The sequence below is a fragment of the Pseudonocardia sp. HH130630-07 genome (assembly GCF_001698125.1).
Lineage (GTDB): Bacteria > Actinomycetota > Actinomycetes > Mycobacteriales > Pseudonocardiaceae > Pseudonocardia.
Genome location: NZ_CP013854.1, coordinates 2,520,326 through 2,542,811, shown reverse-complemented (window position 1 = coordinate 2,542,811; position 22,486 = coordinate 2,520,326). Strand labels below are relative to the sequence as shown.

Genomic DNA, 22,486 nt, shown 5'->3' with positions numbered 1-22,486 from the left:
GCCCCCGCGCCGATCCGGCCGGGCGCACGTCACATCCGATCCGCGGAACCGCCACCCGCCGGGCGACGACTGGAGCACCGGACGGCAACCGGACGGGAGAGGTGCGCGGTGCGACGACACGGACGGATCACGGTGGTGGCGGTGGCCGTACTGGCGGTGCTGGCACTCACCGGCTGTGCGGGCGGGGGTGCGGGCGGGGATGCGGACGACGGTGCCGGCCACGCCGCCGCACCCGCCTGCCCGCCGGCCCCGGAGCTCGCCGGGCCGCCGCAGCGGGTCGTGACCATGGACGGCGGCGCGGCCGCGGTGCTGGAACGGCTCGGGGTGGGCGACCGGATCGTCGGGACCGCCGCACCCGACTTCCTCGACGCCTTCACCGGGCCGCGGCGCACTGCGCTCGACCGCATCCCGGTCCTCGATCCCGGGCAGGGCAACGCGGAGGCCGTCATCGCCGCCGAGCCCGATCTCGTGGTCGGGATCTCCGCCTACAGCTTCGGCGGTTTCGACGGGACCCCGACGGTGCAGCGGCTCCGCGACGCGGGCGCTGCGAGCCTCGTGGCCTGCGACGACGCCCCGGCGCCGGTCACCGGGATCGACGACACCTACGCCTTCGTCGAGCGGGCGGCGCGGGTGTTCGGGGTCCCCGAGCGGGGCGCGGAGCTGGTCGCGGAGATCCGTTCAGCGGTCGAGGCGGCCGCACCCGCCCCCGGTACGGCCCCGGTGCGGGTGCTGATGCTGTCGTCCGCGCCCCAGCCCGGCCAGCCGCTGAGCACCCTGGGCGGCGGCGGGCTGGCGAACGGGATCGTCACGCTGGCCGGGGGCACCAACATCGCGCAGGACACCGGCGCCGACTTCGCCGCGCTCAGCGCCGAGGAGGTCGCGGCCCGGGACCCGCAGGCGATCGTCGTGATCACCGGCTTCGCTCCGCAGGGCGACGCCGAGCTCCTCGGCGCCGTCCGGTCCAGCCCGGTGCTGGCCGCCACGACGGCCGTGCGGGAGAACCGGATCGTCGCCGTGCCGCAGTCGATCACCCTGTCGCCGAGCGTCCTCAACGGACAGGCGGTCGCGACGGTCGCCCGCGGCATCCACCCCGCCCCGTGACGCTCACGGTGCGGCGGGAGATCCCGGCCGGTGGCCTGCTCGGCCGGGTGCCCTTCGGCGCGGTGCTCGCGGCCGGGGCGGTCGCGCTGATCGGCTCGGTCGTCGTCGCGGTCGGGCTCGGTCCGGTGTGGATCCCGCCGGGGACGGTGCTCGCCTCCGTCGGGGCGCACCTCGGCGGCGCCGGCCCCGCCGTCCGGCCCGCGACGGACTTCATCGTGTGGGAGCTGCGCGTGCCGCGGGTGCTGCTGGGGGTCGTCGTCGGGGCCGGGCTGTCGGTCGCCGGCCTGCTGGTGCAGGCGATGGTCCGCAACCCCATCGGCGATCCGTACGTGCTGGGGCTGTCGTCCGGGGCGTCGGTGGGCGCGGTGCTGGTCATCACCACCGTCGGGACGGCGGCCGGGCTGCTCGTCCTGCCGGCGGCGGCCTTCGCCGGGGCGACGGTCACCGGCCTGCTGGTGTTCGCCGTCGCCCGGGTCCGCGGACGGCTGCAGGCGGCCCGGATGGTGCTGGCCGGCGTCGCCGTCGGACAGCTGCTGGCCGGGGTGACGTCGTTCCTGCTGCTGTCCACACGCGACCCCGACGCGACCCGGCAGGTCCTGTTCTGGATGCTCGGCAGCCTCGCCGGGGCCCGCTGGGACCTGCTGGCGACGGCCGCCGCGGTCGTCGCGCTGCTCGTCGTGGCGACGGTGCTCGGTGCGAGCCGGGTGAACCTGCTCGTGCTCGGGAGGACGCGGCGTCCGCGCTCGGTGCCGACCCGACCCGGGTCCGGGCCGCGGTGTTCCTGCTGACCGGGCTGCTCACCGGCACGGTCGTCGCGGTGTCCGGGAGCATCGGGTTCGTCGGGCTGGTCGTCCCGAACACGGCCCGCCTGCTGTTCGGGGCCGACCACCGCCGCACCGTGGCGGCGTGCGTGCTGCTGGGGGCGCTGCTCGTCGTCTGGTCGGACACCGCGGCCCGGCTGCTGCTGGCGCCGACCGAGCTGCCGATCGGGATCCTCACCGCCGCGGTCGGGGTGCCGTTCTTCCTGGTCCTGCTGCGCCGCAGCGCCACCGGAGCGGTCGGCGGGTGAACGCGACGCTCACGCTCGACGGCGTCACGGTCGGCCACGGCGGACCGCCGGTCGTGCACGACGTCGACCTCACCGTCCCGGACGGGGCCTTCCTCGCCCTGGTCGGCCCGAACGGCTCCGGCAAGTCCACCCTGCTCCGGACGCTGTTCCGGGCGCTGCGCCCGCAACGCGGGCACCTGGTCCTCGGCGCCGACGACCTCTGGGCGGTGCCGCACCGCGACAACGCCCGCGCGGTCGGCGTGCTCGCCCAGCACACCGACGGCGGGTTCGGCTTCACCGTGCACGAGTCGGTGATGCTCGGGCGCGCACCGCACCTCGGCACCTTCGGCCGGCCGGGCCCGGCCGACGCCGCCGTCGTCGCGGCGGCGCTGGAACGCACCGGGTGCACCGGGTTCGCCGCCCGGCCGCTGTCCGAGCTGTCCGGCGGGGAGCGCCAGCGGGTGCTGCTCGCGCGGGCGCTCGCCCAGCAGCCGCGGGTGCTGGTGCTCGACGAGCCGACCAACCACCTGGACCCGCAGCACCAGCTGGGCGTACTGCGCCTGGCCCGGGAACTGGGGACGACCGTCGTCGCCGCCCTGCACTCGCTCGATCTCGCCGCCCGCTACGCCGATCTCGCCGCGGTCCTGTCCGGGGGCCGGGTCGTCGCGGTGGGGCCCCCGGCGGAGGTCTTCACCCGCACACTGCTGGCGGAGCACTTCCGGGTCGACGGCCGCGTGGTCCCCGACCCCGTCGACGGACGTCCGCGGGTCCTGCTGCGCGAACTCGACCCGCCCTGACCCCACGCACCTCACCGACCTCACCCACCTCATCACCCACTCCACCCCCACCCCACCGGTCACTCATGGAGCTAGAGCCTCGTGTCGCGGTGCTCTTGCTCCATGAGTGGGCCATGGCGGAGGAGGGGAGGGCGCCGTACGAGGGCCGGGGTTCGGCGGGACCACGCTCGGTGGCCGCTCGCCCGCCCGGGGTCCATCCCGCGGCTCGATGTGCCGAGATGCAGGGCAGCGGGCCGGGGCACGCACCCGAGACCCGCTCACGTGCATCTCGGCACAGAAGCCGGGCCTCCACGCAGCCCGCGCGGCGGTCGGCAGGCCGGGCCCGTGCGCGAACGCGGTGCCGGGATGCGGCGCGGTCCCGGGCTCGCCGTCGCACCCCGGGCCGGGTCGTGCACCCCCTCACGGCATGTCACACCCGTCGCGGCGGGTGCGGCACGCCGCAGCGGGGTCACGCACGAGCACGGGGGCGCGGCAGGACCACAAGTCGGTGGCCGCTCGCCCGCCCGGGGTCCATCCCGCGGCTCGACGTGCCGAGATGCAGCGCAGCGGGCCGGGGCACGCACCCGAGACCCGCTCACGTGCATCTCGGCACCGTCCGGGAGCCGACGGGGCCGTGGGCGCCCCGCCCGCGCCGATCCCGCACCCCGACCGACACGTGCACCTCCGCCCGGCGCGCTGCGCCCCACACGCCGGATGCGGCAGGCCCCGACGAGGTGCCCCCGCGGCTCCCGGCCTCAGCCCCGGTGCTCCAGGTAGGCCAGGATCGCCAGGACCCGGCGGTTGTCGTCGTCGCTCGGGGCGAGGCCGAGCTTGTCGAAGATGCTGTTGATGTTCTTGCTGACGGCCTTCGGCGACACGGACAGCCGGCCGGCGGCTGCGGGGCCGGCCGGCACCGTTCGCCGTCGCACCGCGGTGCACCCGCACCTCCTGGGGCCGGGCTGCGGACCTGCTCACCCACCGTCCGGTCACGACGGTCGCGCTCGGCCAGTGGGCGTCCTACGGGCGGGTCGTGGTCCCCCGGATCGCGGGCTGGACCTCGATGGCACCCGGCCGGTTCGCCGTCGTGCACGCGCTGTCGGCGACGAGCTGGGCGACCGTCCTGACCACCGCCGGGCACCTGCTGAGCGCGGGCGCCCGGGAGCGGCTGACGTTCGCACTCGGGGTCCCGGTCGTCCTCGTCGTCGGCATCGGTGTGGGTGGCGCGATACTCCTCCGACGGTTCCGACGCGGGGACCGCACGCGCAGCACACCGGAGGAGCGGACATGGCGAGAACCGATGTCACGGCGATGGCCCGCGCGGAACGCGCCGACCTGGCGGAGTTCCTCGACACCCTCACCCCCCGCCGAGTGGGACGCACCCACCCTCTGCACCGGCTGGCGGGTGCGCGACGTCGTCGCCCACACGATCAGCTACGACGGGCTGCGCCCGCTCGCGCTCGCCCGCCGGCTCGCCGCCGGGCCCACCGGCGCGAACGAGGCCGGGGTCGCCGAGCTGCGCGACCGCACCCCGTGCGAGCTCGTCGCACTCGTCCGCGAGCGCCTGACCCCACGCGGCCTGACCGCCGGGTTCGGCGGGCGGATCGCGCTGACCGACGGCCTGATCCACCACCAGGACATCCGGCGCCCGCTCGGGCGGCCCCGGGCCGTCCCGGCGGGCCGGTTGGTCACGGCACTGGAGTTCGCCCGGTTCGCGCCACCGATCGGGGCCCGCTCCCGGATCCGCGGGCTGACCCTGCTGGCGACCGACATCGGCTGGCGCACCGGGACGGGCCCCGCCGTCGCGGGTCCGGGGGAGGCCCTGCTGATGGTGATGGCCGGGCGGGCCGACGCCGTCACCGGTCTGTCCGGCCCCGGTGTGGACGTCCTCGCCGCCCGGCTGGGCAGCTGAGCACCCGTACTCCGCGGTAGGTCCGGACCCACCGGGAACCGGAACAGCGGTAGCCCCGAACACCGGACATGAGCAACGGTGTGGATCTCGATGTCGCCGGAGCGGTCCTCGCCGTGATCACGTCACCGGCCGGTGCCCTCGACGAGCTGGTCCGGCGGTCGGCACTGATCCTCGACGTGACGGCGGGCGCCGCGCTGGTCTCCGACGGCGCGGTGCACGGCCTCGTCTCCGCCGGTCCGGACGGGCCGCGCTCGGTCCTATCCGCGGGGTTCGGGCAGGGCCCCGGCGGCGAGTGCGCCCGCACCGGACGGCCGATCGTGTGCACCGATCTCGCCGCGGTCCGCCCCCGGTGGTTGTCGTTCACGGCGCGGGCCGCGCAGTTCGGGATCACCGGCGCCTGGGCGCTGCCGGTACCCGGCGGGTCCGGGCCGCTCGGGGCGCTGCTCCTGCTCGGGCGCGGTACCGAGCCGCCGAACCTCGGGGTCGCCGGGATACTGGCCGAGGCCGCGGCCGTCCGGGTCAGCGACCGGCGCGAGCGGGACCGGGTCGAGGCCGAGACCGGTCAGCTCCGCGCGGCCCTGCACAGCAGGATCCCGATCGAGCAGGCCAAGGGCGTGCTGTCGGTCTGGACCGGGCGCGACGTCGACACCGCGTTCGACCTCCTGCGCTCGCACGCCCGGCGCAACGGGCGCCCGCTGGCCGAGGTCGCCGCCGATGTCGTCTCGGGTGACATCGACCGGAGCGCATTTGTCGATGGATCGTGACGCGCGCCACCCGAATTGCCGACGAACACGATCTACGAATTTATCGGCGGTGCGGTTTTCACTCGATCGAGTGATCATCCGTCGGGGTCGCCGGGAGACCGGTCCGAGACCGGCGAGCGAGCTGGTTCGATCTTCATCGTCGCAGGTGAACGGCCTACGGACACAGAGCGCTTCGGAACCGGGCGCGCCGGGGTTCAGTACCGGAAGAGTGAATTCGGGCCACCCCCCGTGAGTACTCGCCGTACATCGCCGGGATAGCGTCCGGAACAGCACAGTCGGACCATCCCGAAATGTGCCGGCGAACCACTGGAGGATTCCCATGCGCAAGTCCGTGCGTACCCTGCTCGTCTCGGCGATGGCCGTTCCGATGACCCTCGGCGTGACCGGAATGGCGTTCGCCGACGAGGGCGACTCCAGCTTCGGGCTGAACAAGTCCCTCGAGGGCTCCCTGGTCTCCGAGCAGAGCTCCTCGTTCGACCGGGACGGCGACCGCTTCGACTCGTCCAGCCGGTCCGACTCCTCGCTCGGCCTGAACCTCGACAGCTTCAGCGAGTTCGACGACGAGGACTTCGAGAGCGACTCCTCCTCGTCGCTGGGCCTGGACCTGGACAGCTCGTTCGAGTCGCGGACCGAGAGCGACCGCGACGACGACGGGGACCGCGACGGTCTCTTCGACCGGATCAGCGACCGCGACAACGACGACGACCGGGACAACGTTCTCGACCGCATCGTCGACCTGGACGACTGATCTCCTCAGCACCACCGACCGTCGGGCCGGTCCGCACACTCCGTGCGGGCCGGCCCGACGTCGTTGTCGGGTGCCCGGACACGACGGTGCCGCCGCTCCCACGTGTGGGGGCGGCGGCACCGGGTCGTGCGGGGAGGGCTGGTCAGTCGTTGGCGTCGCTGGTGGCGACCTCGCCGTTGACGCCGGCGGGGAAGAATCCGCCCGAGGTGACCGAGGCCGGGTTGAGGTAGGCGATGTTGAGTACCTGGCCGGGGGTGCGGGAGAAGGCGATCGAGTTCTCGTCGGTCGGCACGATGTTGGCGTTGCCGTTGCGGTCGACGATGCCCTGGTCGAGGTCGTCCGGGCCGTCGAGGGAGTCGCGGGCGTCGGAGATCTTCCCGACCGTGTCGGCGGCGCCGCCCTGGAGCAGCAGGGTCCGGACCAGCCCGGCGTGGTAGGCCTCGACGGCCAGGATGCCGGCCGCGGCCTCGAGGAACGTCTTGTTCGCGACCAGGGGAGCGGCGCCCTTGTAGGCGGTGACGCCCACGTCTTCGAAGATGAACGCGCCCAGCAGGAAGCTGGTCTCGTCCTTGAACGGGTCGAAGGTCTCGTTCGGCCCGATGACGCCGGCGGCCTGGGCGGCGGCGGTGAAGGCGTCCTGCAGGTTGATCTCCGGGCGGGCCACCTTCGCGTCGCCCAGTGCGGTGCGCAGGAAGTCGACGTGCGCCTTCTCGTCCTGGGCGATCTCCTCGGCGTACTGGCGGCCGATCTTGGTCTCGAACTTGACCGCGTAGCCGCCGGTGACGCCGCCGAGCTTCCCGGCGCCGTCGATCTGGGAGTCCGCGAGCCCGTTGCCGGTGACGGCACGCAGGTAGAACTCGGCCTCCAGGTACTCCAGGTTGAGCGCGAAGTTCAGCACCGCCGCGTCGGACACGGCGCCCTCGTCGTCGCTGCTGCCGCCGAGGATCCCGCCGAGCAGACCGTCCTCGCTGGCGGAGGCGACGCCGCTGCCGAGGACTCCGAGGCCCGCCACTCCGGCGCCGGTCAGACCGGCGGCACGCAGGAAGCGACGACGGTCCATCGCGTTCTCCGAGCTGCGCTCGATCGAGTCGTTCAGGAACTTCTTGGTGAAGCCGTGGAACACGAGGTCTCCCCGTGCCGGCCCGACGGCGACGGCCGGGGTCCGGGGCCGTCGAGACACGATCGGGCGGTGACGAGCACCGCACCGGCACCCGTACGGGGATCAACGAGCCACCACTGCGCGGACACCACCCGTTCGGGTGACGTTTGCGGTGGGGTGGTCCTCAGCGCAGCCGGGTGGCGTCTACCGCGAGCCGGGCCTGCAGGACGAGCCGCGCCCGGAGCACGAGCTCGCGCGCCTCCTCGGGGCTCAGCACCCCCGCGGCGACCGCCGGGAGGACGCGATGGGGCAGCTCGTCGACCAGGCGGATGTGGACCTCGAGACCGATCCCCTGGTACCCCATGCGCACTGCACGTCCTCGTGTACCGGCCGTACCGGTACCGCGGGGTCCGGGCGGCACGGTGTCGGAGGATCGATCCGACCGGACACGCTACGGAGTCCGGTACGCTCCGCAGCCGCCCGGGGGGTCACCCGTCGAGGAACCGCAGCAGCTCCGCGGTCACGAACTCCGGGTTCTCCTCGACCAGCCAGTGCCCCGCGCCCGGGACCTCCGCCGCCCGCTCGATCGCCGTCAGCCGCGGTGCGACCGTGCCGCGGACGCCGTCGAGCTGACCCTGGGCGGTCAGCAGCAGGGCGGGGGTCCGCACCGGTGGCGCCGCGACCGCGTCCCGCACGTCCTCGTCGAGGGACCGATACAGCTCGAACCCGCCGGCCAGCACCTCCGGACGGCCGTAGGTCCGCGCGTACTCGTCGATCTCCTCGTCGGTGAACGGCGAGTCGCGCGACGTCCCGCCGAACGCGCTGCCGCCGAAGGCGACCTGCGGGTAGAACAGCGCGAGGTACTCGCGGACGTCGTCGCCGACCACCGCCTCCGGCACCTCGGGCTGGGAGTGGAAGGCGATGTGCCAGCTCAGCGACCGGTAGGTGGCCGCGTCGACGGCCGGACCGGGCAGCGGCAGGTCGAGGTAGCCGAGCCGGGAGACGTCGGCCGGGTGCGCGGCCGCGTACTGGAAGGCGACGGCGGCCCCGAGGTCGTGCCCGACGACCGCGGGGGCACTCAGCCCGAGCTCCCCGGTGACGAGGGTGTGGACGTAGCGCGCCAGCGTCGCCTTGTCGAACCCGTCCGGCGTGCCGGTGCTGTCGCCGAGTCCGGGCAGGTCGATCGCGTAGACGGTGTGGTGCTCGGCGAGCTCCGGCATGATCGGCCACCAGCCGTACCAGGTCTGCGGCCAGCCGTGCAGGAGCACGAGCGGCGGCCCGCTGCCACCGGCGACGTAGTGCATGCGGACGCCGTCGACGTCGGCGAAGCCGTGCCGGAACGTGCCGCCGAACTCCGGATCGTCGTGGGTGGCCGCCGCGTACGGCTCCGGTCCGCTCTCCGCGACCGGGCCTCCGCACCCGAGCAGGACGACGACCGCACTCAGGAGGACGGCGAGCAGCCGCCCGGAGATCGGCGCGGTCATCGCCCCGTGCTCCCGTCGATCAGCTCGCGCACGATGTCGGCGTGCCCGGCGTGCCGCCCCGTCTCCTCGATCATGTGCGCCAGCGCCCAGCGCACCGTCGGTGCGGTCCGGCCCGGCTGCGACCGGGGCAGCGGGGCAGCGAGATCGGTGCACCCGTCGAGGACGTCGTTCGCCGCCGAGACGGCCGCGCGGTACCCGGCGACGACGGAGCCGACCGTGTCGTCCGCGCTCGTCCGGAAGGTGGCCGGCCAGTCCGTGACGCGCTCGCCGAGGAACAGCGCCCGCTCCACGTGGGTCAGGTGGTGCAGCAGGCCGAGCAGGGTGGTGCCGGACGGCACCGCCGCCGTCCGGACCGCGGGTTCGGGGGCGCCGTCGACCTTGGCGGCGACCGAGGTGCGCAGGTAGTCGAGGAAGCCCCGCAGGACCTCGGGTTCCGAGGATCCGGTGCGCGGGGGCGGGGTGTCGCGGCGGCGGGCGGTGCTGGGCACGGTGACCTCCATCGTGGGAGCGGCGGTGCCGCTCGGGGGCCGCCATCCTGCAACGACGGGCGCGCGTCCGGCACGGGATCTTGCGGTTCCGGCAAGAGGGAACCGGCTTCCCGGACCGGAGCAGAGCTGCTATCACCGTCGACGGTGAGCGACTTCTACCACCTGTGCTTCGCCGTCACCGATCTCGACCGGGCCACCGACGAGCTCTCGGCGGTCCTGGGCGTCACCTGGAACCCGGCCCGGGACGGCCACCTCGGGGACTGGGACTACCGCATCGTCTTCTCCGCCGGTGGGCCGCCGTTCTTCGAGGTCATCGAGGGTCCACCGGGCAGCCCGTGGGACGCGACCGGCGGGTCGCACTTCCACCACATCGGCTACTGGGCCGACGACGTGCACACCGGCAAGCACGCACTCGCCCGGCGCGGAGCACCGATCGAGTTCGACTCGTGCCCCTACGGCCGGTCCTTCACCTACCACCGGCTCCCGGGCCTGGGTGCACGGATCGAGCTGGTCGACGTCTCCGTCCAGCCGGGCTTCCGCGAGACCTGGAGCCCGGCGGCGGCGCCCATGCCGACGCTCGACATCCCGTGAACCTTGCGGTTACGGCAAGCTGCACCCGTGCAGAACGACGGTGACCAGACCGACGAGGTCCTCGACGCGGTCGGGCCCCGGCTGCGCGCACTGCGACAGGCCCGCGAGCACACCCTCGCCGACGTCACGGCGGCCACCGGCGTCTCGGAGAGCACGCTGTCCCGGCTGGAGAGCGGGCAGCGCCGGGCCACGCTGGAGCTGCTGCTCCCGCTCGCCCGGGTGTACGACGTCCCGCTCGACGATCTCGTCGGTGCGCCCCGGACCGGCGACCCGCGGGTGCACCTCAAGCCGATCCACCGGTTCGGGATGACGTTCGTGCCGCTGTCCCGCCGCCCCGGCGGCACCCAGTCGTACAAGATGATCATCCCGGCCCGGCCGGACGGGGTGCCGCCGGAACCCACCCCGCAGACCCACGAGGGCTTCGAGTGGCTCTACGTGCTCGACGGCCGGCTGCGCCTCGTGCTCGGCGAGCACGACCTGGTCCTGCCGCCCGGCGAGGCCGCCGAGTTCGACACGCTGCTGCCGCACTGGCTCGGCAGCGCCGACGGCGGCGCGGTCGAGCTGCTCATCCTGTTCGGCAAGCAGGGCGAGCGCGCCCACGTCCGGGCCAGCACGCGGCGGTCATGAGGCGACCCGCTCGGTGCCGCGCAGCACCGACGGACGCCGGCGACCGCCCAGCCACCTCCCGATCCAGGTGTCACGGACCAGCAGGTCGTAGCTCCCCAGCAGGGTCACCGCGGCCACGGCCCAGACGACCAGCAGCTTGACCGGGACCGGCCACCCGAGATCGGCGAGGAACACCCCGGTCACCATGACGACCGGCAGGTGCGCCAGGTACATCCAGTACGACGCGTCGGCGAGGTAGCGCACCCACGCCCGGTCCCGGTGCAGGAACCGGACACACGCGCCGACCAGGCCGAACGTCCACGTCCACCCGGCGACGGCGACGACGACCGCCTGCACCACGAACGGCGGCGCGTCCCCCGCGAACACGCCCACAGCCGTCAGCACGACGGCCGCGACCAGGTTCACCGTCCACGCCCCGGTGATCCGGCGCAGGGCGTCGGTACCGGCGTGCAGGCACCAGCCGACCAGGAACGCGCCGAGGTAGCCGACGAGCGGGACCGGCTCGGGCAGCACGGTCGTCGGCTGGTCGATGCCGCCGCCGGCGTGCCCCTGCAGCAGCACCGTCACCAGGTAGGGCAGTGCCGCGACGACCACCCCGGCCCCGGGGACGGCGAGCAGGTCACCGGCCCGCGCCGCCCACGCGTCGAGCCGCTCCGGTCCGGCCGTCCGGACCAGGACCGCGCGGACCCCGACGACGAGCACGATGCACTGCACCAGCACATCGAGGAACCAGAGATGGCCGGGCGCCGCGAGCAGCAGCAGCCACGGCGGGCCGCCGAGCTCGGCCGGCAGCGGCGTACCGCGCACGACCCGGTCGAGCTCGAACACTCCCGCGAGTGACGCGAGCACCAGCGGACCGAGGACGACCAGCGGGAGCAGGATCCGCAGTCCCCGGTCGCGCAGGTAGGCCCGGGTCCCGCGGCGGCGCAGCACCATCCGGCCGAAGTACCCGGCGAGCATCACGAACAGGACCATCCGGAACAGGTGGATCACCGTGACCGCCACGGACGCGACGGTGCTGTCGTGCACGTCGTCGGGCACCCAGAACCCGCCCGGCAGGAACGGCATCAGCGAGTGCAGCACGATCCCCAGCAGCAACGCGCCGCCGCGCAGCGCGTCGAGTCCGTGCACCCGGCGGCCGCCCGCCGCGCCCGGTGTGTGGCCGTCCATCGGCACGCTCCCATCACCGTTCCGATACGACCGTACAATCTTGTACGATCGATCAGCACCAGCCCCGCCCCGGAAGGAGCAGCCCGTGCCGAAGGTCGTCGACCACGACGCCCGCCGCCGTCAGATCGCCGACGCGGTGTGCCGCATCGCCGCCGCGGAGGGGCTGGAGGCGGTCTCGGTACGCCGGGTGGCGGGGGCGGCGGGCCTGTCGTCCCCGCTGGTGCAGCGTTACTTCCCCGAGAAGAACGAGATGCTGCGCTTCGCGATCACCGACGTCACGGCGCGCGGCCAGCAGGCCGCGCAGGAACGCGTTCGCGCCCTCGTCGCCCGGGACCCCGGGGCATCACCCGTCCGGACGACGCTGCGGGCCGTCCTGATCGAGTGTCTCCCGCTCGACGACGAACGCCGGCTCGTGCTCCTCGTGCACCACGCGTACTTCTCCCGGGCCCTGTTCGACCCGGCCATCGCCTCGCTCTTCCGGGACGAGACGCCGCTGCTCGCCGGCTACGTGGCGGACGAGCTGGCGGGGGCGCAACGCTCCGGACAGGTCGATCCCCGGGTCGATCCCCGGCGGGAGGCGGACACGCTGCTGTGCGTCGCGATCGAGCTGGGGACGGAGATGCTGCTGGGGACGAAGGACCGCGACGCGGTGCTCGACCTGCTCGACTACCACCTGGAGCGGCTGTTCACGGGATGAGCGGGGCACCGTCCCGCAGAACGGTGTGCACCCGCTCAGGCAGGAGCACGGTCCGCCACCCGTCCTCGGGCTCGTCGCCCCACCAGGTCCGGCCGGTCGCATCCACCCACGCTTGATCACCGGGATCCGTGTGCAGATCGTGGTAGAGGTCCGAGGCCAGCCTCCCCGGATCTGTCGCAGGCAGTCCGGAGGTCGGATCGACCGTGAGGTCGAACCGCGCTCCCAGCAGCGCCGACCCGATCTCGTACTCGACGAGGAGCGCACCGTCGGCGGCCAGCCAGACGCTCGACACACCGGGCACCGCGTGCTTCAGCGCGATGTCCCGGAAGGCGTGCGCAACGTCGAAGGCGCAGATCTCGTCACCCGGTCCGATGGAGCATCACCTGCCGGCACCTCATGGAGAACAGGCTTCCTGGATTCCTCGTCAAGGCTACGACGGGGCGTCTCCGTCACGGCGGTCGCGCACTCGGACCGCCCGACTGGCCAGCAGACGGACGTTGCACGGCCACCGCGCACGGCCGGCCGAGACGGTGGAGCACACCCGGCAGCATCCGTGGTCGTCACTGACGTGCTCCGTGATCACGATGTCGAGCAGCCCGGGCTCGGCCACGAGGAACGCGACGGCATCGTCGTCGGCGACCTCGTTGATCGGGCCCCGCCACACAGGTTCGGATGCGTTCGGTATCTGCACCGGCACAGAGTGTCGCCTCGGCTGCTGCCACTGAACTGCACAAGCCCGGCACTTACCAGGTATCGCAAACTCATCTAGGCGTTTTACGCCGGGTCGTGTCACGATCGGTGCATGCTGTTCGGCGAGAACCTCGCTCGGATCCGGGCGGCCCGCGAGTACACGCAGGAAGCGCTGGCCCAGGCCAGCGGCGTCTCCGTGGACACGATCTCCCGGCTCGAGCGCGGCACCCACGACCGGGCGCGCCGCGGCACGTTGCAGGCGCTCGCGAATGCGCTGGGGGTGGACTCGACGCGCCTGCTCGGTATGGCCGCCCCCGAGCAGGACACGACCGGCGCCGATCAGCTCCGCCGCGCCGTCCACGCCCTCGACCTCCCCGACCAGGCCGAACCCGACGACGTCCCCCCGATCGATGAGCTACGCGACGCCGCCTCGACCGCATGGCGCGACTACCTGGCCGGACGGCACGCAGAACTCCTCGCCGGGCTGCCGGCTCTGATGGTCGACACCCGGCGTGCGGTCTCCGCTCTGACCGACGACCGACGGGCGGAGGCAGCGGGTCTGCTCGCCACCTCCTACCGGCTCACGGCCGGGCTGGCCGGGCGCATCGGACTGACCGACCTGGCGGCGCACAGCGCGCACCGGGCACTCGACGTCGCCCGGCACACGAGTCGTCCCGACCTCGACGAGGCCGCCGCGTTGCGCTATTTCGCCTGGGTGCTCGTTCGGCAAGGTGATCTCGCAGGCGCCGAGCGGCTTGCCGTGCAGACCGCCGCCCGTCTGGACGCCGGGCTGATGAGCCGCCCCGACCTCGACACCGCCGCGGTGTTCGGTGCGCTGATGATGAACGCCGCGTCCGCTGCTGCGCGGCAGGGCAACAGCGGCGGCTCGGACGACCACGTCGCCGTCGCTCGGGCGGCCGCCGTCCGTTCCGGGCGGGACACCTCGGCCGAGGCAGGAGTGTTCGGCCCCCGGGTGGCCGGGATGCAGGCCGTGGACTCGGCGGTGCGCTCGGGGCGTCCGGACGATGCCCTGCGACTGGCCGGGCACGTCCCCGACGCCACCGGCCCGGTCCCGGCCTTCTGGGAGTCCGGGCACCGCATCCATCTCGCTGCCGCGTGCGCCGATCTCGGACACTGGAACGACGTGCTGGAGCACCTCGTCGAGGCGGCGAAGATCGCTCCACAGTGGTCCCGAGTCCAGCCGCTGGGCCGCACCATCGCGCAGCAGGTCATCGAGCAGCGCGCACGGCGCACGGGCCGGCTCGCGTTCGTCGCCGACCACTACGGCACGACCTGAGCCCGCGGCACTCCGGTAAAGCGCCACTTCCCGCATGTAGGACTCGATGGCGGCCGACAGCAACGGCTCTGCGACCATCGGCGTGCCGAGTCCGATCATGCACCGCCCCGCCATGACGGTGATCTCGGATCGGCCAGTCGTCAGAGCGTCACTGCGGATCCGGCGTGCTCGGCCGGTTCAGGTCGATGTCGTCCTGGGGGCCGACGATGGCCTGCAGGTTCTCATCGTCGGCGGCCAGGTAGAACGCGCGGCTGGTCGGCTGGTTGTCGAGCAGCACGGGGCGGCCGTACCGGTCGTACCAGCGGAGCTGCTGGACCCCGCCGTCGCGGAAGTGGGCGACCATCCCGTCCGGGGCAGGCGTGAACGGTCCCTCCGGGTGGGAGGGCAGGCTCGCGCGGAGTCCGACGAACTGCTTCTGCGGATGTGTCGCCGGGATCAGGCTGCCGGACGGCGAATGAGCTACCAGAGCACGTCCGTCATAGGTGAAGCCGTGCACCGGATCACTCCACTCTCGGCCGTCCCTGAGTCGGTAGACGGCCTCGACCGGTGCGGCCGGCGCGATCGCGACATGGTTGTCGTGGGACATGACTACTGCTCCACCCACAATCTGTTGACGAGCACGTCAGGTGACTGGGCCCAGGCGATCCACGCGTCAGACCCGAATCCGCGAGTTGCGCTGGTGGCCGGACTGGGGAGATGGCGATAGGTGCCCGCTGACCTGCGATGATCGTGTTTGCGACGACACGACATTGCGGGTTGAGAGGACACCTATCAGGTGCGAACAGTACGCAAGCGACGCCCGCGGTGTGCGCGGGTGCGTCTCGGCGCGCCGGACGCGGCGCTGACCAGGTTCTCCGGGCTGGCCGCGGTGACCGAGCTGATCGACCGGCTCGGGATCATCGACAAGCTCGACGCCGCGGTCGGGCCCATCAAGGACCGCGACCGCGGGTGCAGCGCCGGGCAGATGCTGGTCGGCATGTCGGCGGCGCAGCTGTGCGGGGAGGACTTCCTGGTCGGGCTGGACCGGCACCGCGCCGACACCGCCGGGCAGGCACTCACGCCGGTGCCGGGGTTGGCGTCCACGACCGCCGCCGGGCTCGCGCGCAAGTTCATCGAGGGGCAGTGGGCGGCGGTGGAGACCGGGCTCGGTGACGTGCACACCACCGCGCTGGACCTGCTCGCCCAGGTCGACCCGGACCGGGCCGAGCAGCTGACGGCGGACGTGACGATCGATCTGGACACCACCGATGTCGAGGTTTACGGCCGGCTCAAGCAGGGCGTGGCGTTCAACCACCAAGGCCAGCGGGTCGCCCGCCCGCACGTCGCGACCTGGGCCGACACCGCGGTGGTGCTGGCCGCTGACCTCGGTTCGGGCCGGGATGACCCCCGCGCCACCAGCGCCGAGCTGTTCCACCGGGCGCTGGCCGCGCTCCCCGCGCAGGCGCGGGCGGGGCGAGTCCGCGTGCGTGCGGACGCGGGCTACTTCGCCGGGCAGCTCGCCCGCGCAGCCCTGTTCGTCGGCGTGGAGTTCGCCATCGGCGCCCGACGCATCGCGCCGCTGTGGCGCATCCTCGACGGCGTCGCGGCCGACGGGTGGACCGACGCGATCGACATGACCGGCGCGCAGGTCGCGGTGGCCGACTATTGCCCGAACTGGTGGCCCGCAGCGACCCAGCTGCTGATCCGTCGGGTCCGGCTCGACCTGGACCACGGCCAGGTCTCCGGTGACCCGCGAGCGCGGCGCCGACGCACCCTGCACCCCGCCCAGCGGGCGCTCCCGCTCGACGACCTCGCTACGGTGGCCAAGGTCGACGGGGTGTTCGCCTACTCGTTCATCGTGACCAACCTCGACGTCTCCACACCTGCCGCAGCCGCGCAGGCCGAGTACTGGTACCGCCACCGCACGAAGGTGGAGAACCTGTTCCGCGACACCAAGCACGGCGCCGCGCTGCGCCACCTCCCCTCCGGACACCTCGCGGTGAACCGAGCCTGGATGTGGGGCGCACTCCTGGCCGCCACCACCAGCGGGTGGCTGCACCACCTCACCGCCCGCACCCGCGACGGGCGCCTGGTCGGGCACGGCGTCCGCGGCGGCCAGGCCATGATCGCCACCCTGCGCCGGCGGCTGATCACCATCCCCGCCCGCCTCGTGCGCCACGCCCGCGGCCTCACCCTGCGCCTACCACCCGGCGAGCACCTACTCGCCGAGGTCCTCGCCCGCGTCCGCGCCCTGCCCGCTCCGTCCTGACCCGGCCGCACCGGCCCCGACCAGCACAGGAACCCGCCACCCGAGGCGACACTCGGGCCGCCCGCTTGCCCACCACCCCACTCCCGACCCAAGCAACATCAACTTTGGCCGACCAAGATCAGCTCATAGCCTACTCGCGGATTCGGGTCAGAGGGCGCGCGGCTCGTGCTGACCGCGGTGTGGATCCGCTGATCCGTGGAGCCGAGTCGCGAAAGTCCGCGAGTGCGAGCAACAGGGTGCAGTTGGCCGCTATGCGACAGAGCGACTGTCCGCTCCGTATCCGGACCATTCCCAATCATTCAGCCCGGCTGACGTGAAGGCGTCGACGAGCTCCTTACGAATCTGGTCGTACTGCTCCAACTGATCTTTGACGGATCCGTCGACCTGAGGAGTGAACCCGCTTGCTATCTGGCATACATCGATTCCCTGCAAGGGAGTTTCCTCAACGAGGTAGCCTGCAGACCTGAGCGCCTCGATGTAATTCTGCATAGAATCGCGCGGTACTATAAAATGAACGGTCGCGAGAGTGGTCATACTTGTACATGATACCCTATCGCGGCCACGTCCGGGTAGGGCGCGGCCGCGATCGAGAAAAGCTGTGGGTTAGTCTGTCAGCCCGTCATCGGCGTACAGAAAGTGTCGACCGTCCGGTTGCTCCTGGCAGCTAGTGAGGCCGGGTCGCTTCTTCTGCTCTCTTGCTGCTGCATCGAGGCACTCGTTCATGGATTGGTATCGGCCGATGATGACGTGCCCGGCAAGCTGCACGCCTGACTGCAGGATGAGGCCCTGGCTCTCCACAGGTGACGGGCCAGCGGCCGGAACCAGCAGGGCTGCCGAGCCAGCCAGGAGTCCAGCGGCCACCGCGCGACCGATAGCAGATACTTCAGCCACGTCGATCAGCCCTTCGCCCACAGCGTGAACATGCCCTTCTTGGGGCCGTACCTATCTTCGAAGCACTGCGAGAACAGGCCGGGCTTCTCGGCGTGAAGTCGCTTCTGTGCCGCGATGCACTCGTCCATCGTCTTGTGCACCGAGTAGGGCATCACCGGTGGTTCCTGAGTTGGAGCACTGACAGTGACGGGCGCTGACAGTGAGGTGGCTGCATCGGACGGCGATGAGGCATGAGCAGCCATGGCGGGACCTGCTGATCCGAGGAGTGCCACAAGAGCGATGATGATCGCAGCGGACATGCGAGCAAGAGACATGCGTCTACCCCATTCGCGAGTCGTTAACCATGTTTGCGATTGGTCATTCTTTACTATCACTGCACGAGCGCGGAGTCAGCCTTGATTCACATCATCACCGGCATGGAGCACAAGCCGCCGAGTCGCGCAGTGAGCTATCGTCTGTCAATCACTCGTCTGTAGTCTTTACAAGCGTTCGCTGGAAGGCTGACTCTCCGAGCGCGGCGGCATCCGGCTCAGCTGCCGGCTGTGCGCCGGATCTGTCTGCACGAGATCGTTTCCGACCGCACGTGTCCCACCGGAGGGAAGCCGATGATCGTCCTCGCTTCCAGCCACGTGTTCGCGGACCGGCAGCCGCGTCTCGGTCACGGTCCCGTCGGACGCCCGCTCGATCTCGTAGCCGTACGCGCCCTGGGTCGCCGTGACCACGTCGGGCCGCTCCGTCCCGCGGTAGTACGGCCCGGCGCTGTCGTCGGTGACGAATCCCGGCGCGGCCTGGCATCTGGGCGAGTGCGACGGCGTGCTGGGCCGGCGGTCGATCTCCCGGGACAGCCACGGGACCGCCGGAGGCAGCGAAGATCATCGGGTGCAGCGCGGTCATCACGCGAGGCTGGAAGCCGATGCGGACGGGTTCAGCCGGACTACACATGGTGTCGGCGAACCCGGCCGAACTGCCGGAGAGTGTGGAGCCGCCTTGGGGAGTCGAACCCCAGACCTACGCATTACGAGTAGGTCGCTCACCGGGTTCGGCATGCTCGACGAGGACCGCCGTTCACGTCGTGACGTTCGCGGTGCGCACCGCGTACCGCTGTGCAGCACCGTTTCGTGCCACGAGCCGTACCACGATGGAGGTCGTCGACGCGTGCAACTGCTCGTCGAACGCGGTCTCGATCAGCACCGAAAGCAGCGGCGTGGCGCCTGCTCCCGGGCGGACTCGTCCGGCCTGGATGACCGACTAGACCCGGACGGCTACGTCGTCGGACCATCACTGAGCGCGGAGTCCGAGCAGCTCTCCCAGGCGGCCGACCATGGAGCGTACTGATCTGTCCTCACTCGCCGCCTGCGCCGGCTGTCAGGGCAGGTCCGCCGCCAGCGCTTCCGCTCGCTTCGTGTCGACGTGCTGGTGCCACTGCCCGGTCGGGTGCTCGATGACCAGCGGTCCGAGGTTGCAGGGTCCGATGCAGGACATGCCGGTGACCTGCGTGCCCGTTCCGCGGGAGGCGTCCGCCAGCGCGCGTTGTGTGGCACCGGCTCCGTGTGCGGTGCAGCGGGGACCGCGGCAGACGAGCAGGTGGCGGTCCGGGATCTCCAGGTCCGACCAGGCCGGGCTGCGGAACCCGGCCGGGGAGGCGGTGACCGGCCGGCCGCCGGACGCGACGAGATCGGAGACGGCGTCGGCAACGCCGGGCAGGTCCGTCAGCCCGTCGGCCTGGCGGATCGCGAGGGTGGACGCCCGGGTCTCGCGCCAGTTGGCGACGGCTTTCGCAATCCAGCTCGTGAGGTAGCGGTCTGCGGGCACCGCGAGCGCCAGGACCAGTACGGAAGCCGCCCCAGCTGCAGCCAGCTCGTCCAGGACGTCGTGCAAAGAGGGCGCCTCGTGGTCGAGGTGCGCGACATGAACGGAATCCGGCACCCGGCCGGCGACGGCTCCGGCGAGCCGGCGCAAGGCCCGCTCATCGAGGCCGGCGGGAGTCGGTCGGGCGACCAGCACGACGGCCCGGTCGGTCGGGTGGGTCACGGGGTGACTCCTCGGCGGTCGGGGGCAGGGGGTCGGAAGCGGATGTGCGGGCGGCCGGTGTCGGCGTCGGGGGCGACCTCGGCCCGTACGCCGTAGACGTCGCGCACCATCTCCTCGGTGATCACGTCCGCGGGCGGGCCGTGGGCGTGCAGACGACCGTCGTGCAGGACGGCGACGTCGTCGCCGTAGTGCGCAGCGAGGTTGAGGTCGTGCAGGGCCATCACGGTGGTGACGCCCCGGCGCCGCGCGGCGTCCAGCACGTCGAACTGGTGGCGGACGTCGAGGTGGTTGGTCGGTTCGTCGAGCACCAGGAGCCGGGGGCGTTGCGCGAAGGCACGGGCGATGACCACGCGCTGACGCTCTCCACCGGACAGCGTCCGATACGACCGCTCGGACAGGTGCGCGACGCCGGCTGCGGCCAGTGCTGCGGCGACGGTCTCCTCGTCGTCGGACTCGGTGGAGACGAGCAGGCGCTGGAACGGCGAGCGCCCCATGCCGACGACCTCGCGCACCGACATGTCGAACTCGGCTCCGGGGTCCTGCAGGACCGCGGCGACGTTGCGGGCGAACTCGCGGGCGGAGAACTCCCCCGCTGCCTGACCGTCGAGTGCGACCGTCCCGTGCTCCGCGGGCAGGATCCGTAGGACGGCGCGCAGCAGCGTCGACTTGCCGCTGCCGTTCGGCCCGACGAGGCAGAGCGTGCGGCCCGGGTCCAGGGCGAACGACACGCCGTCGACGACGGTCCGTCCGCCGAGCCGGACCGCCAGGTCGGACACGGCCAGCCCGGCCGGGTCGCTCATGCGCTGGTCCGGGTACCGCGGCGAGCCTCGCGCCGCACGAGCCACAGAAAGAACGGCCCGCCGCACAGCGCGGTCAGCACCCCGACCGGGACCTCGATCGGCGACGCGACCGTGCGGGCGGCGATGTCGGCCCACACCAGGAACGACGCGCCGCTCAGGGCGGCGGCCGGGAGGAGCCTGCGGTGGTCGCTGCCGACGACCAGGCGCACCGCGTGCGGGACGATCAGCCCGACGAAGCCGATCGGTCCGGACACCGAGACCAGGACGCCGGTGACGAGCGAGGTCAGGACGAACATCCCCGCGCGGAACCGCGGGACGTCGACACCCATCGTCGTCGCGGCCTCGTCGCCCGCGAGCAACAGGTTCAACGGGCGGGCCGCGGCGAGCAGGATCGCCACACCGACCACGACCGCCCCCGTGGGCAGCCACAGCAGGTCCCAGGTGGCTCGGCCGAGGCTGCCTAGCAGCCACGCCAGGACCTCGCGGTAGGCGTCCGGGCGGGCCGCGAGGATCAGGAGCAGGCTGGTCAGGGCGGACAGGACGTAGGCGACGGCGACGCCGGAGAGCACCAGCCGGGTAGGCGTGACCTGCCCGCCGGACCGCGACATCGCGTAGACCACGAACAGCGCCAGCAACGCGCCGAGGAACGCCGCGACCGGCGTCGTGAGGCCGAGGACGGCGGTGGCGCCGGAGATGATGACGAGCACCGCGGCGACCGAGGCGCCGGACGAGACGCCGAGCAGGAACGGGTCGGCGAGCATGTTGCGCACCAGCGCCTGCAGCGCGGCGCCGACGACGGCGAGGCCGGCACCGACGACGACGGCGAGCAGAACCCGCGGAGCGCGGCTCTGGGTGACGATCGCCTGCACGAAAGGTGGCCCGGTCGCATCGATCCGCCCGCCGGTCACCGCGGCCGCAAGGTTGGACCAGACCTGCCCGGGCGGGATCCTGACCGAGCCGATCGAGATCCCGGCGGTGACCGAGACGACCAGCACGGCCGTCAGCACGACGAGCACCGCGGGCTGGCGCCAGTGCGAGCCGGGAGCGAGATCCGCCGTGGCCGGTCGGCGGGGCGCGATCGTCACCGGAAGCGGTCGGGGTGCAGGGCGCGGGCGAGGGTCTCCACGGCCATCGGCGGACGGACACCGACGACGCCGTCCTGCAGGGTGAGCGTGGTGAAGCGCTGGTTGCGGATCGCCGGCACGCTGGCCAGCTCCGGACGCCCGAGCAAGAACCGCTTCTTCGCCTCGACGCCGCCGCTGCCGTCGACGTAGTCGTAGATCACGATCACGTCCGGGGCCCGCTGCGCGACCTGCTCGAACGAGACGTCGCCGAAGAGGTCGTCCAGGTCCCCGAACACGTTGCGCCCGCCGGCGCGGGCGATCACGTCGTTGCTGATCCCGCGCCCGCCGGCGGTGAACGCGGTGTCCTCGCCGCTGTCGTAGACGAACACGCTCACCGGCGGGGCACCGGCGACGCGGGCGCTCGACGCGTCCACCCGTCGCTGCAGGTCACCGACGAGCGACTCGCCGCGCTCCGGGACGCCGAACATGCGCGCGACCGTCCGGATCTCGGACCAGACGGTGTCCATCGTGACCTTTGGCGTGCAGGCCTCCGAATTCTGGTAGGTCGCGACGCCGGACTGCTGGTAGCGCTCCCGGGCGGTGCCCTTGTCCGCGGAGAACGCCGAGTCGTAGCCGCCGTAGACCATGTCCGGTCCGGTGACGAGCACCTGCTCGAACGACGCGTCCTTGTCCGAGATCTGCGGCACCGACGCGTTCGCGGCCGCGAACTGTGGCAGATAGGGGTTGTCCGGGTAGGCCGTCCCGACCATCGAGCGCTCGAGTCCGAGCGCGTACATGATCTCCGCCGGGTGCTGGTAGATCGTCACGACGCGCTGCGGCGGGGCGTCCAGGCGGACCTGCACACCGCAGTTGTCAATCGTCATCGGGAAGCCGGGTGCAGCCGCGGGCGTCTGTGGCGGCGCCTCGGTCGACGGCGCCGCGGAGCAACCCGCAGCGAGCGCG

At 72.5% G+C, this 22,486-nt stretch carries 25 protein-coding genes and 1 pseudogene; 11 read left to right on the top strand and 15 right to left on the bottom strand.

Annotation, left to right across the window (positions count from 1 at the left end; translation table 11 throughout):
- Positions 1 to 108: 108 nt before the first annotated feature.
- The 3 genes and pseudogenes from AFB00_RS12360 to AFB00_RS12350 all read left to right on the top strand — a co-directional run bounded on the left by AFB00_RS12360 (position 109) and on the right by AFB00_RS12350 (position 2,946).
- A complete protein-coding gene (locus AFB00_RS12360) occupies positions 109 to 1,101 on the top strand; it encodes an ABC transporter substrate-binding protein (RefSeq protein WP_068797356.1) in 993 nt (330 codons plus the stop codon).
- A pseudogene (locus AFB00_RS12355) lies at positions 1,098 to 2,170 on the top strand (FecCD family ABC transporter permease). The gene AFB00_RS12360 and the pseudogene AFB00_RS12355 overlap by 4 nt, the downstream one beginning before the upstream one ends.
- Positions 2,167 to 2,946 carry an ABC transporter ATP-binding protein gene (locus tag AFB00_RS12350; RefSeq protein ID WP_068797355.1) on the top strand — a complete coding sequence of 260 codons (780 nt, stop codon included), beginning with the start codon at positions 2,167 to 2,169 and terminating at the stop codon, positions 2,944 to 2,946. The pseudogene AFB00_RS12355 and the gene AFB00_RS12350 overlap by 4 nt, the downstream one beginning before the upstream one ends.
- A gap of 734 nt (positions 2,947 to 3,680) precedes the next feature.
- Here AFB00_RS12350 and AFB00_RS33175 read toward each other — a convergent pair.
- Positions 3,681 to 3,854 (bottom strand): hypothetical protein, encoded by a 174-nt coding sequence (locus tag AFB00_RS33175; RefSeq protein WP_197519837.1) that lies wholly within the window; start codon positions 3,852 to 3,854, stop codon positions 3,681 to 3,683.
- A gap of 101 nt (positions 3,855 to 3,955) precedes the next feature.
- Between AFB00_RS33175 and AFB00_RS12345 the strand changes: the two genes are divergently transcribed.
- The 3 genes from AFB00_RS12345 (at position 3,956) to AFB00_RS12335 (ending at position 6,346) form a co-directional block, all read left to right on the top strand.
- Positions 3,956 to 4,834: a maleylpyruvate isomerase family mycothiol-dependent enzyme gene (locus tag AFB00_RS12345; protein WP_335726569.1), complete on the top strand. Its 879-nt coding sequence runs from the start codon at positions 3,956 to 3,958 to the stop codon at positions 4,832 to 4,834.
- 80 nt (positions 4,835 to 4,914) lie between these two features.
- A complete protein-coding gene (locus AFB00_RS12340) occupies positions 4,915 to 5,598 on the top strand; it encodes a GAF and ANTAR domain-containing protein (RefSeq protein WP_197519836.1) in 684 nt (227 codons plus the stop codon).
- Positions 5,599 to 5,917: 319 nt separating this feature from the next.
- Positions 5,918 to 6,346 (top strand): hypothetical protein, encoded by a 429-nt coding sequence (locus tag AFB00_RS12335; RefSeq protein WP_068797353.1) that lies wholly within the window; start codon positions 5,918 to 5,920, stop codon positions 6,344 to 6,346.
- A 142-nt stretch (positions 6,347 to 6,488) separates the two neighbouring features.
- Here AFB00_RS12335 and AFB00_RS12330 read toward each other — a convergent pair whose 3' ends face one another.
- From AFB00_RS12330 to AFB00_RS12315, 4 genes are all read right to left on the bottom strand, one after another.
- Positions 6,489 to 7,406: a ferritin-like domain-containing protein gene (locus AFB00_RS12330; protein WP_068800245.1), complete on the bottom strand. Its 918-nt coding sequence runs from the start codon at positions 7,404 to 7,406 to the stop codon at positions 6,489 to 6,491.
- Positions 7,407 to 7,629: 223 nt separating this feature from the next.
- Complete coding sequence (locus AFB00_RS12325; RefSeq protein WP_197519835.1) at positions 7,630 to 7,815, bottom strand: hypothetical protein; 186 nt, start codon at positions 7,813 to 7,815, stop codon at positions 7,630 to 7,632.
- Positions 7,816 to 7,933: 118 nt separating this feature from the next.
- Positions 7,934 to 8,929, bottom strand: coding sequence for an alpha/beta fold hydrolase (locus tag AFB00_RS12320; protein ID WP_068797351.1), 996 nt, complete (start codon positions 8,927 to 8,929; stop codon positions 7,934 to 7,936).
- On the bottom strand, positions 8,926 to 9,417 hold the full coding sequence (locus AFB00_RS12315; RefSeq protein WP_068800244.1) for a mycothiol transferase: 492 nt from the start codon (positions 9,415 to 9,417) through the stop codon (positions 8,926 to 8,928). The genes AFB00_RS12320 and AFB00_RS12315 overlap by 4 nt, the downstream gene beginning before the upstream one ends.
- A 144-nt stretch (positions 9,418 to 9,561) precedes the next feature.
- Here AFB00_RS12315 and AFB00_RS12310 point away from each other — a divergent pair, with 144 nt between their 5' ends.
- Entirely contained in the window at positions 9,562 to 10,008 is a 447-nt protein-coding gene (locus AFB00_RS12310; protein ID WP_068797350.1) for a VOC family protein, read from the top strand.
- A gap of 27 nt (positions 10,009 to 10,035) precedes the next feature.
- Entirely contained in the window at positions 10,036 to 10,635 is a 600-nt protein-coding gene (locus AFB00_RS12305; protein WP_068797349.1) for a helix-turn-helix domain-containing protein, read from the top strand.
- Here the strand turns inward: AFB00_RS12305 and AFB00_RS12300 are convergent.
- Positions 10,630 to 11,805 (bottom strand): acyltransferase family protein, encoded by a 1,176-nt coding sequence (locus AFB00_RS12300; RefSeq protein WP_068797348.1) that lies wholly within the window; start codon positions 11,803 to 11,805, stop codon positions 10,630 to 10,632. The two genes, AFB00_RS12305 and AFB00_RS12300, sit on opposite strands and share 6 nt — an antisense overlap.
- Positions 11,806 to 11,890: 85 nt before the next feature.
- On the opposite strand from AFB00_RS12300, the gene AFB00_RS33170 reads away from it, so the two are divergent.
- Positions 11,891 to 12,502, top strand: a complete 612-nt coding sequence (locus AFB00_RS33170) for a TetR/AcrR family transcriptional regulator (protein WP_068797347.1) — start codon at positions 11,891 to 11,893, stop codon at positions 12,500 to 12,502.
- Here the strand turns inward: AFB00_RS33170 and AFB00_RS12290 are convergent.
- Positions 12,492 to 12,794 (bottom strand): hypothetical protein, encoded by a 303-nt coding sequence (locus AFB00_RS12290; protein WP_068797346.1) that lies wholly within the window; start codon positions 12,792 to 12,794, stop codon positions 12,492 to 12,494. The genes AFB00_RS33170 and AFB00_RS12290 overlap by 11 nt on opposite strands.
- Before the next feature lie 510 nt (positions 12,795 to 13,304).
- Here AFB00_RS12290 and AFB00_RS12280 point away from each other — a divergent pair.
- Positions 13,305 to 14,489, top strand: a complete 1,185-nt coding sequence (locus AFB00_RS12280) for a helix-turn-helix domain-containing protein (RefSeq protein ID WP_068797344.1) — start codon at positions 13,305 to 13,307, stop codon at positions 14,487 to 14,489.
- Positions 14,490 to 14,637: 148 nt separating this feature from the next.
- On the opposite strand, the gene AFB00_RS12275 is transcribed toward AFB00_RS12280, so the two are convergent.
- Entirely contained in the window at positions 14,638 to 15,075 is a 438-nt protein-coding gene (locus AFB00_RS12275; protein WP_068797343.1) for a hypothetical protein, read from the bottom strand.
- A 228-nt stretch (positions 15,076 to 15,303) separates the two neighbouring features.
- On the opposite strand from AFB00_RS12275, the gene AFB00_RS12270 reads away from it, so the two are divergent.
- The gene (locus tag AFB00_RS12270) at positions 15,304 to 16,737 is read left to right on the top strand and encodes an IS1380 family transposase (RefSeq protein ID WP_068796312.1); all 1,434 of its coding nucleotides are present in this window, start codon (positions 15,304 to 15,306) and stop codon (positions 16,735 to 16,737) included.
- A gap of 603 nt (positions 16,738 to 17,340) precedes the next feature.
- Here AFB00_RS12270 and AFB00_RS33165 read toward each other — a convergent pair.
- The 7 genes from AFB00_RS33165 to AFB00_RS12240 form a co-directional block, all read right to left on the bottom strand.
- Positions 17,341 to 17,649, bottom strand: coding sequence for a hypothetical protein (locus AFB00_RS33165; RefSeq protein WP_156819507.1), 309 nt, complete (start codon positions 17,647 to 17,649; stop codon positions 17,341 to 17,343).
- On the bottom strand, positions 17,634 to 17,927 hold the full coding sequence (locus AFB00_RS33160) for a hypothetical protein (RefSeq protein ID WP_156819506.1): 294 nt from the start codon (positions 17,925 to 17,927) through the stop codon (positions 17,634 to 17,636). The genes AFB00_RS33165 and AFB00_RS33160 overlap by 16 nt, the downstream gene beginning before the upstream one ends.
- A gap of 766 nt (positions 17,928 to 18,693) precedes the next feature.
- Positions 18,694 to 18,819: a hypothetical protein gene (locus AFB00_RS35495; RefSeq protein ID WP_257785255.1), complete on the bottom strand. Its 126-nt coding sequence runs from the start codon at positions 18,817 to 18,819 to the stop codon at positions 18,694 to 18,696.
- A gap of 174 nt (positions 18,820 to 18,993) precedes the next feature.
- Positions 18,994 to 19,659: a (2Fe-2S) ferredoxin domain-containing protein gene (locus AFB00_RS12255; RefSeq protein WP_068797340.1), complete on the bottom strand. Its 666-nt coding sequence runs from the start codon at positions 19,657 to 19,659 to the stop codon at positions 18,994 to 18,996.
- Positions 19,656 to 20,459 (bottom strand): ABC transporter ATP-binding protein, encoded by an 804-nt coding sequence (locus AFB00_RS12250; RefSeq protein WP_068797339.1) that lies wholly within the window; start codon positions 20,457 to 20,459, stop codon positions 19,656 to 19,658. Before AFB00_RS12250 ends, AFB00_RS12255 begins: the two co-directional genes overlap by 4 nt.
- Positions 20,456 to 21,544 carry a FecCD family ABC transporter permease gene (locus tag AFB00_RS12245; RefSeq protein ID WP_083275472.1) on the bottom strand — a complete coding sequence of 363 codons (1,089 nt, stop codon included), beginning with the start codon at positions 21,542 to 21,544 and terminating at the stop codon, positions 20,456 to 20,458. The genes AFB00_RS12250 and AFB00_RS12245 overlap by 4 nt, the downstream gene beginning before the upstream one ends.
- Positions 21,541 to 22,386, bottom strand: a complete 846-nt coding sequence (locus tag AFB00_RS12240; protein WP_231974349.1) for an ABC transporter substrate-binding protein — start codon at positions 22,384 to 22,386, stop codon at positions 21,541 to 21,543. Before AFB00_RS12240 ends, AFB00_RS12245 begins: the two co-directional genes overlap by 4 nt.
- Between the last annotated feature and the right edge of the window lie 100 nt (positions 22,387 to 22,486).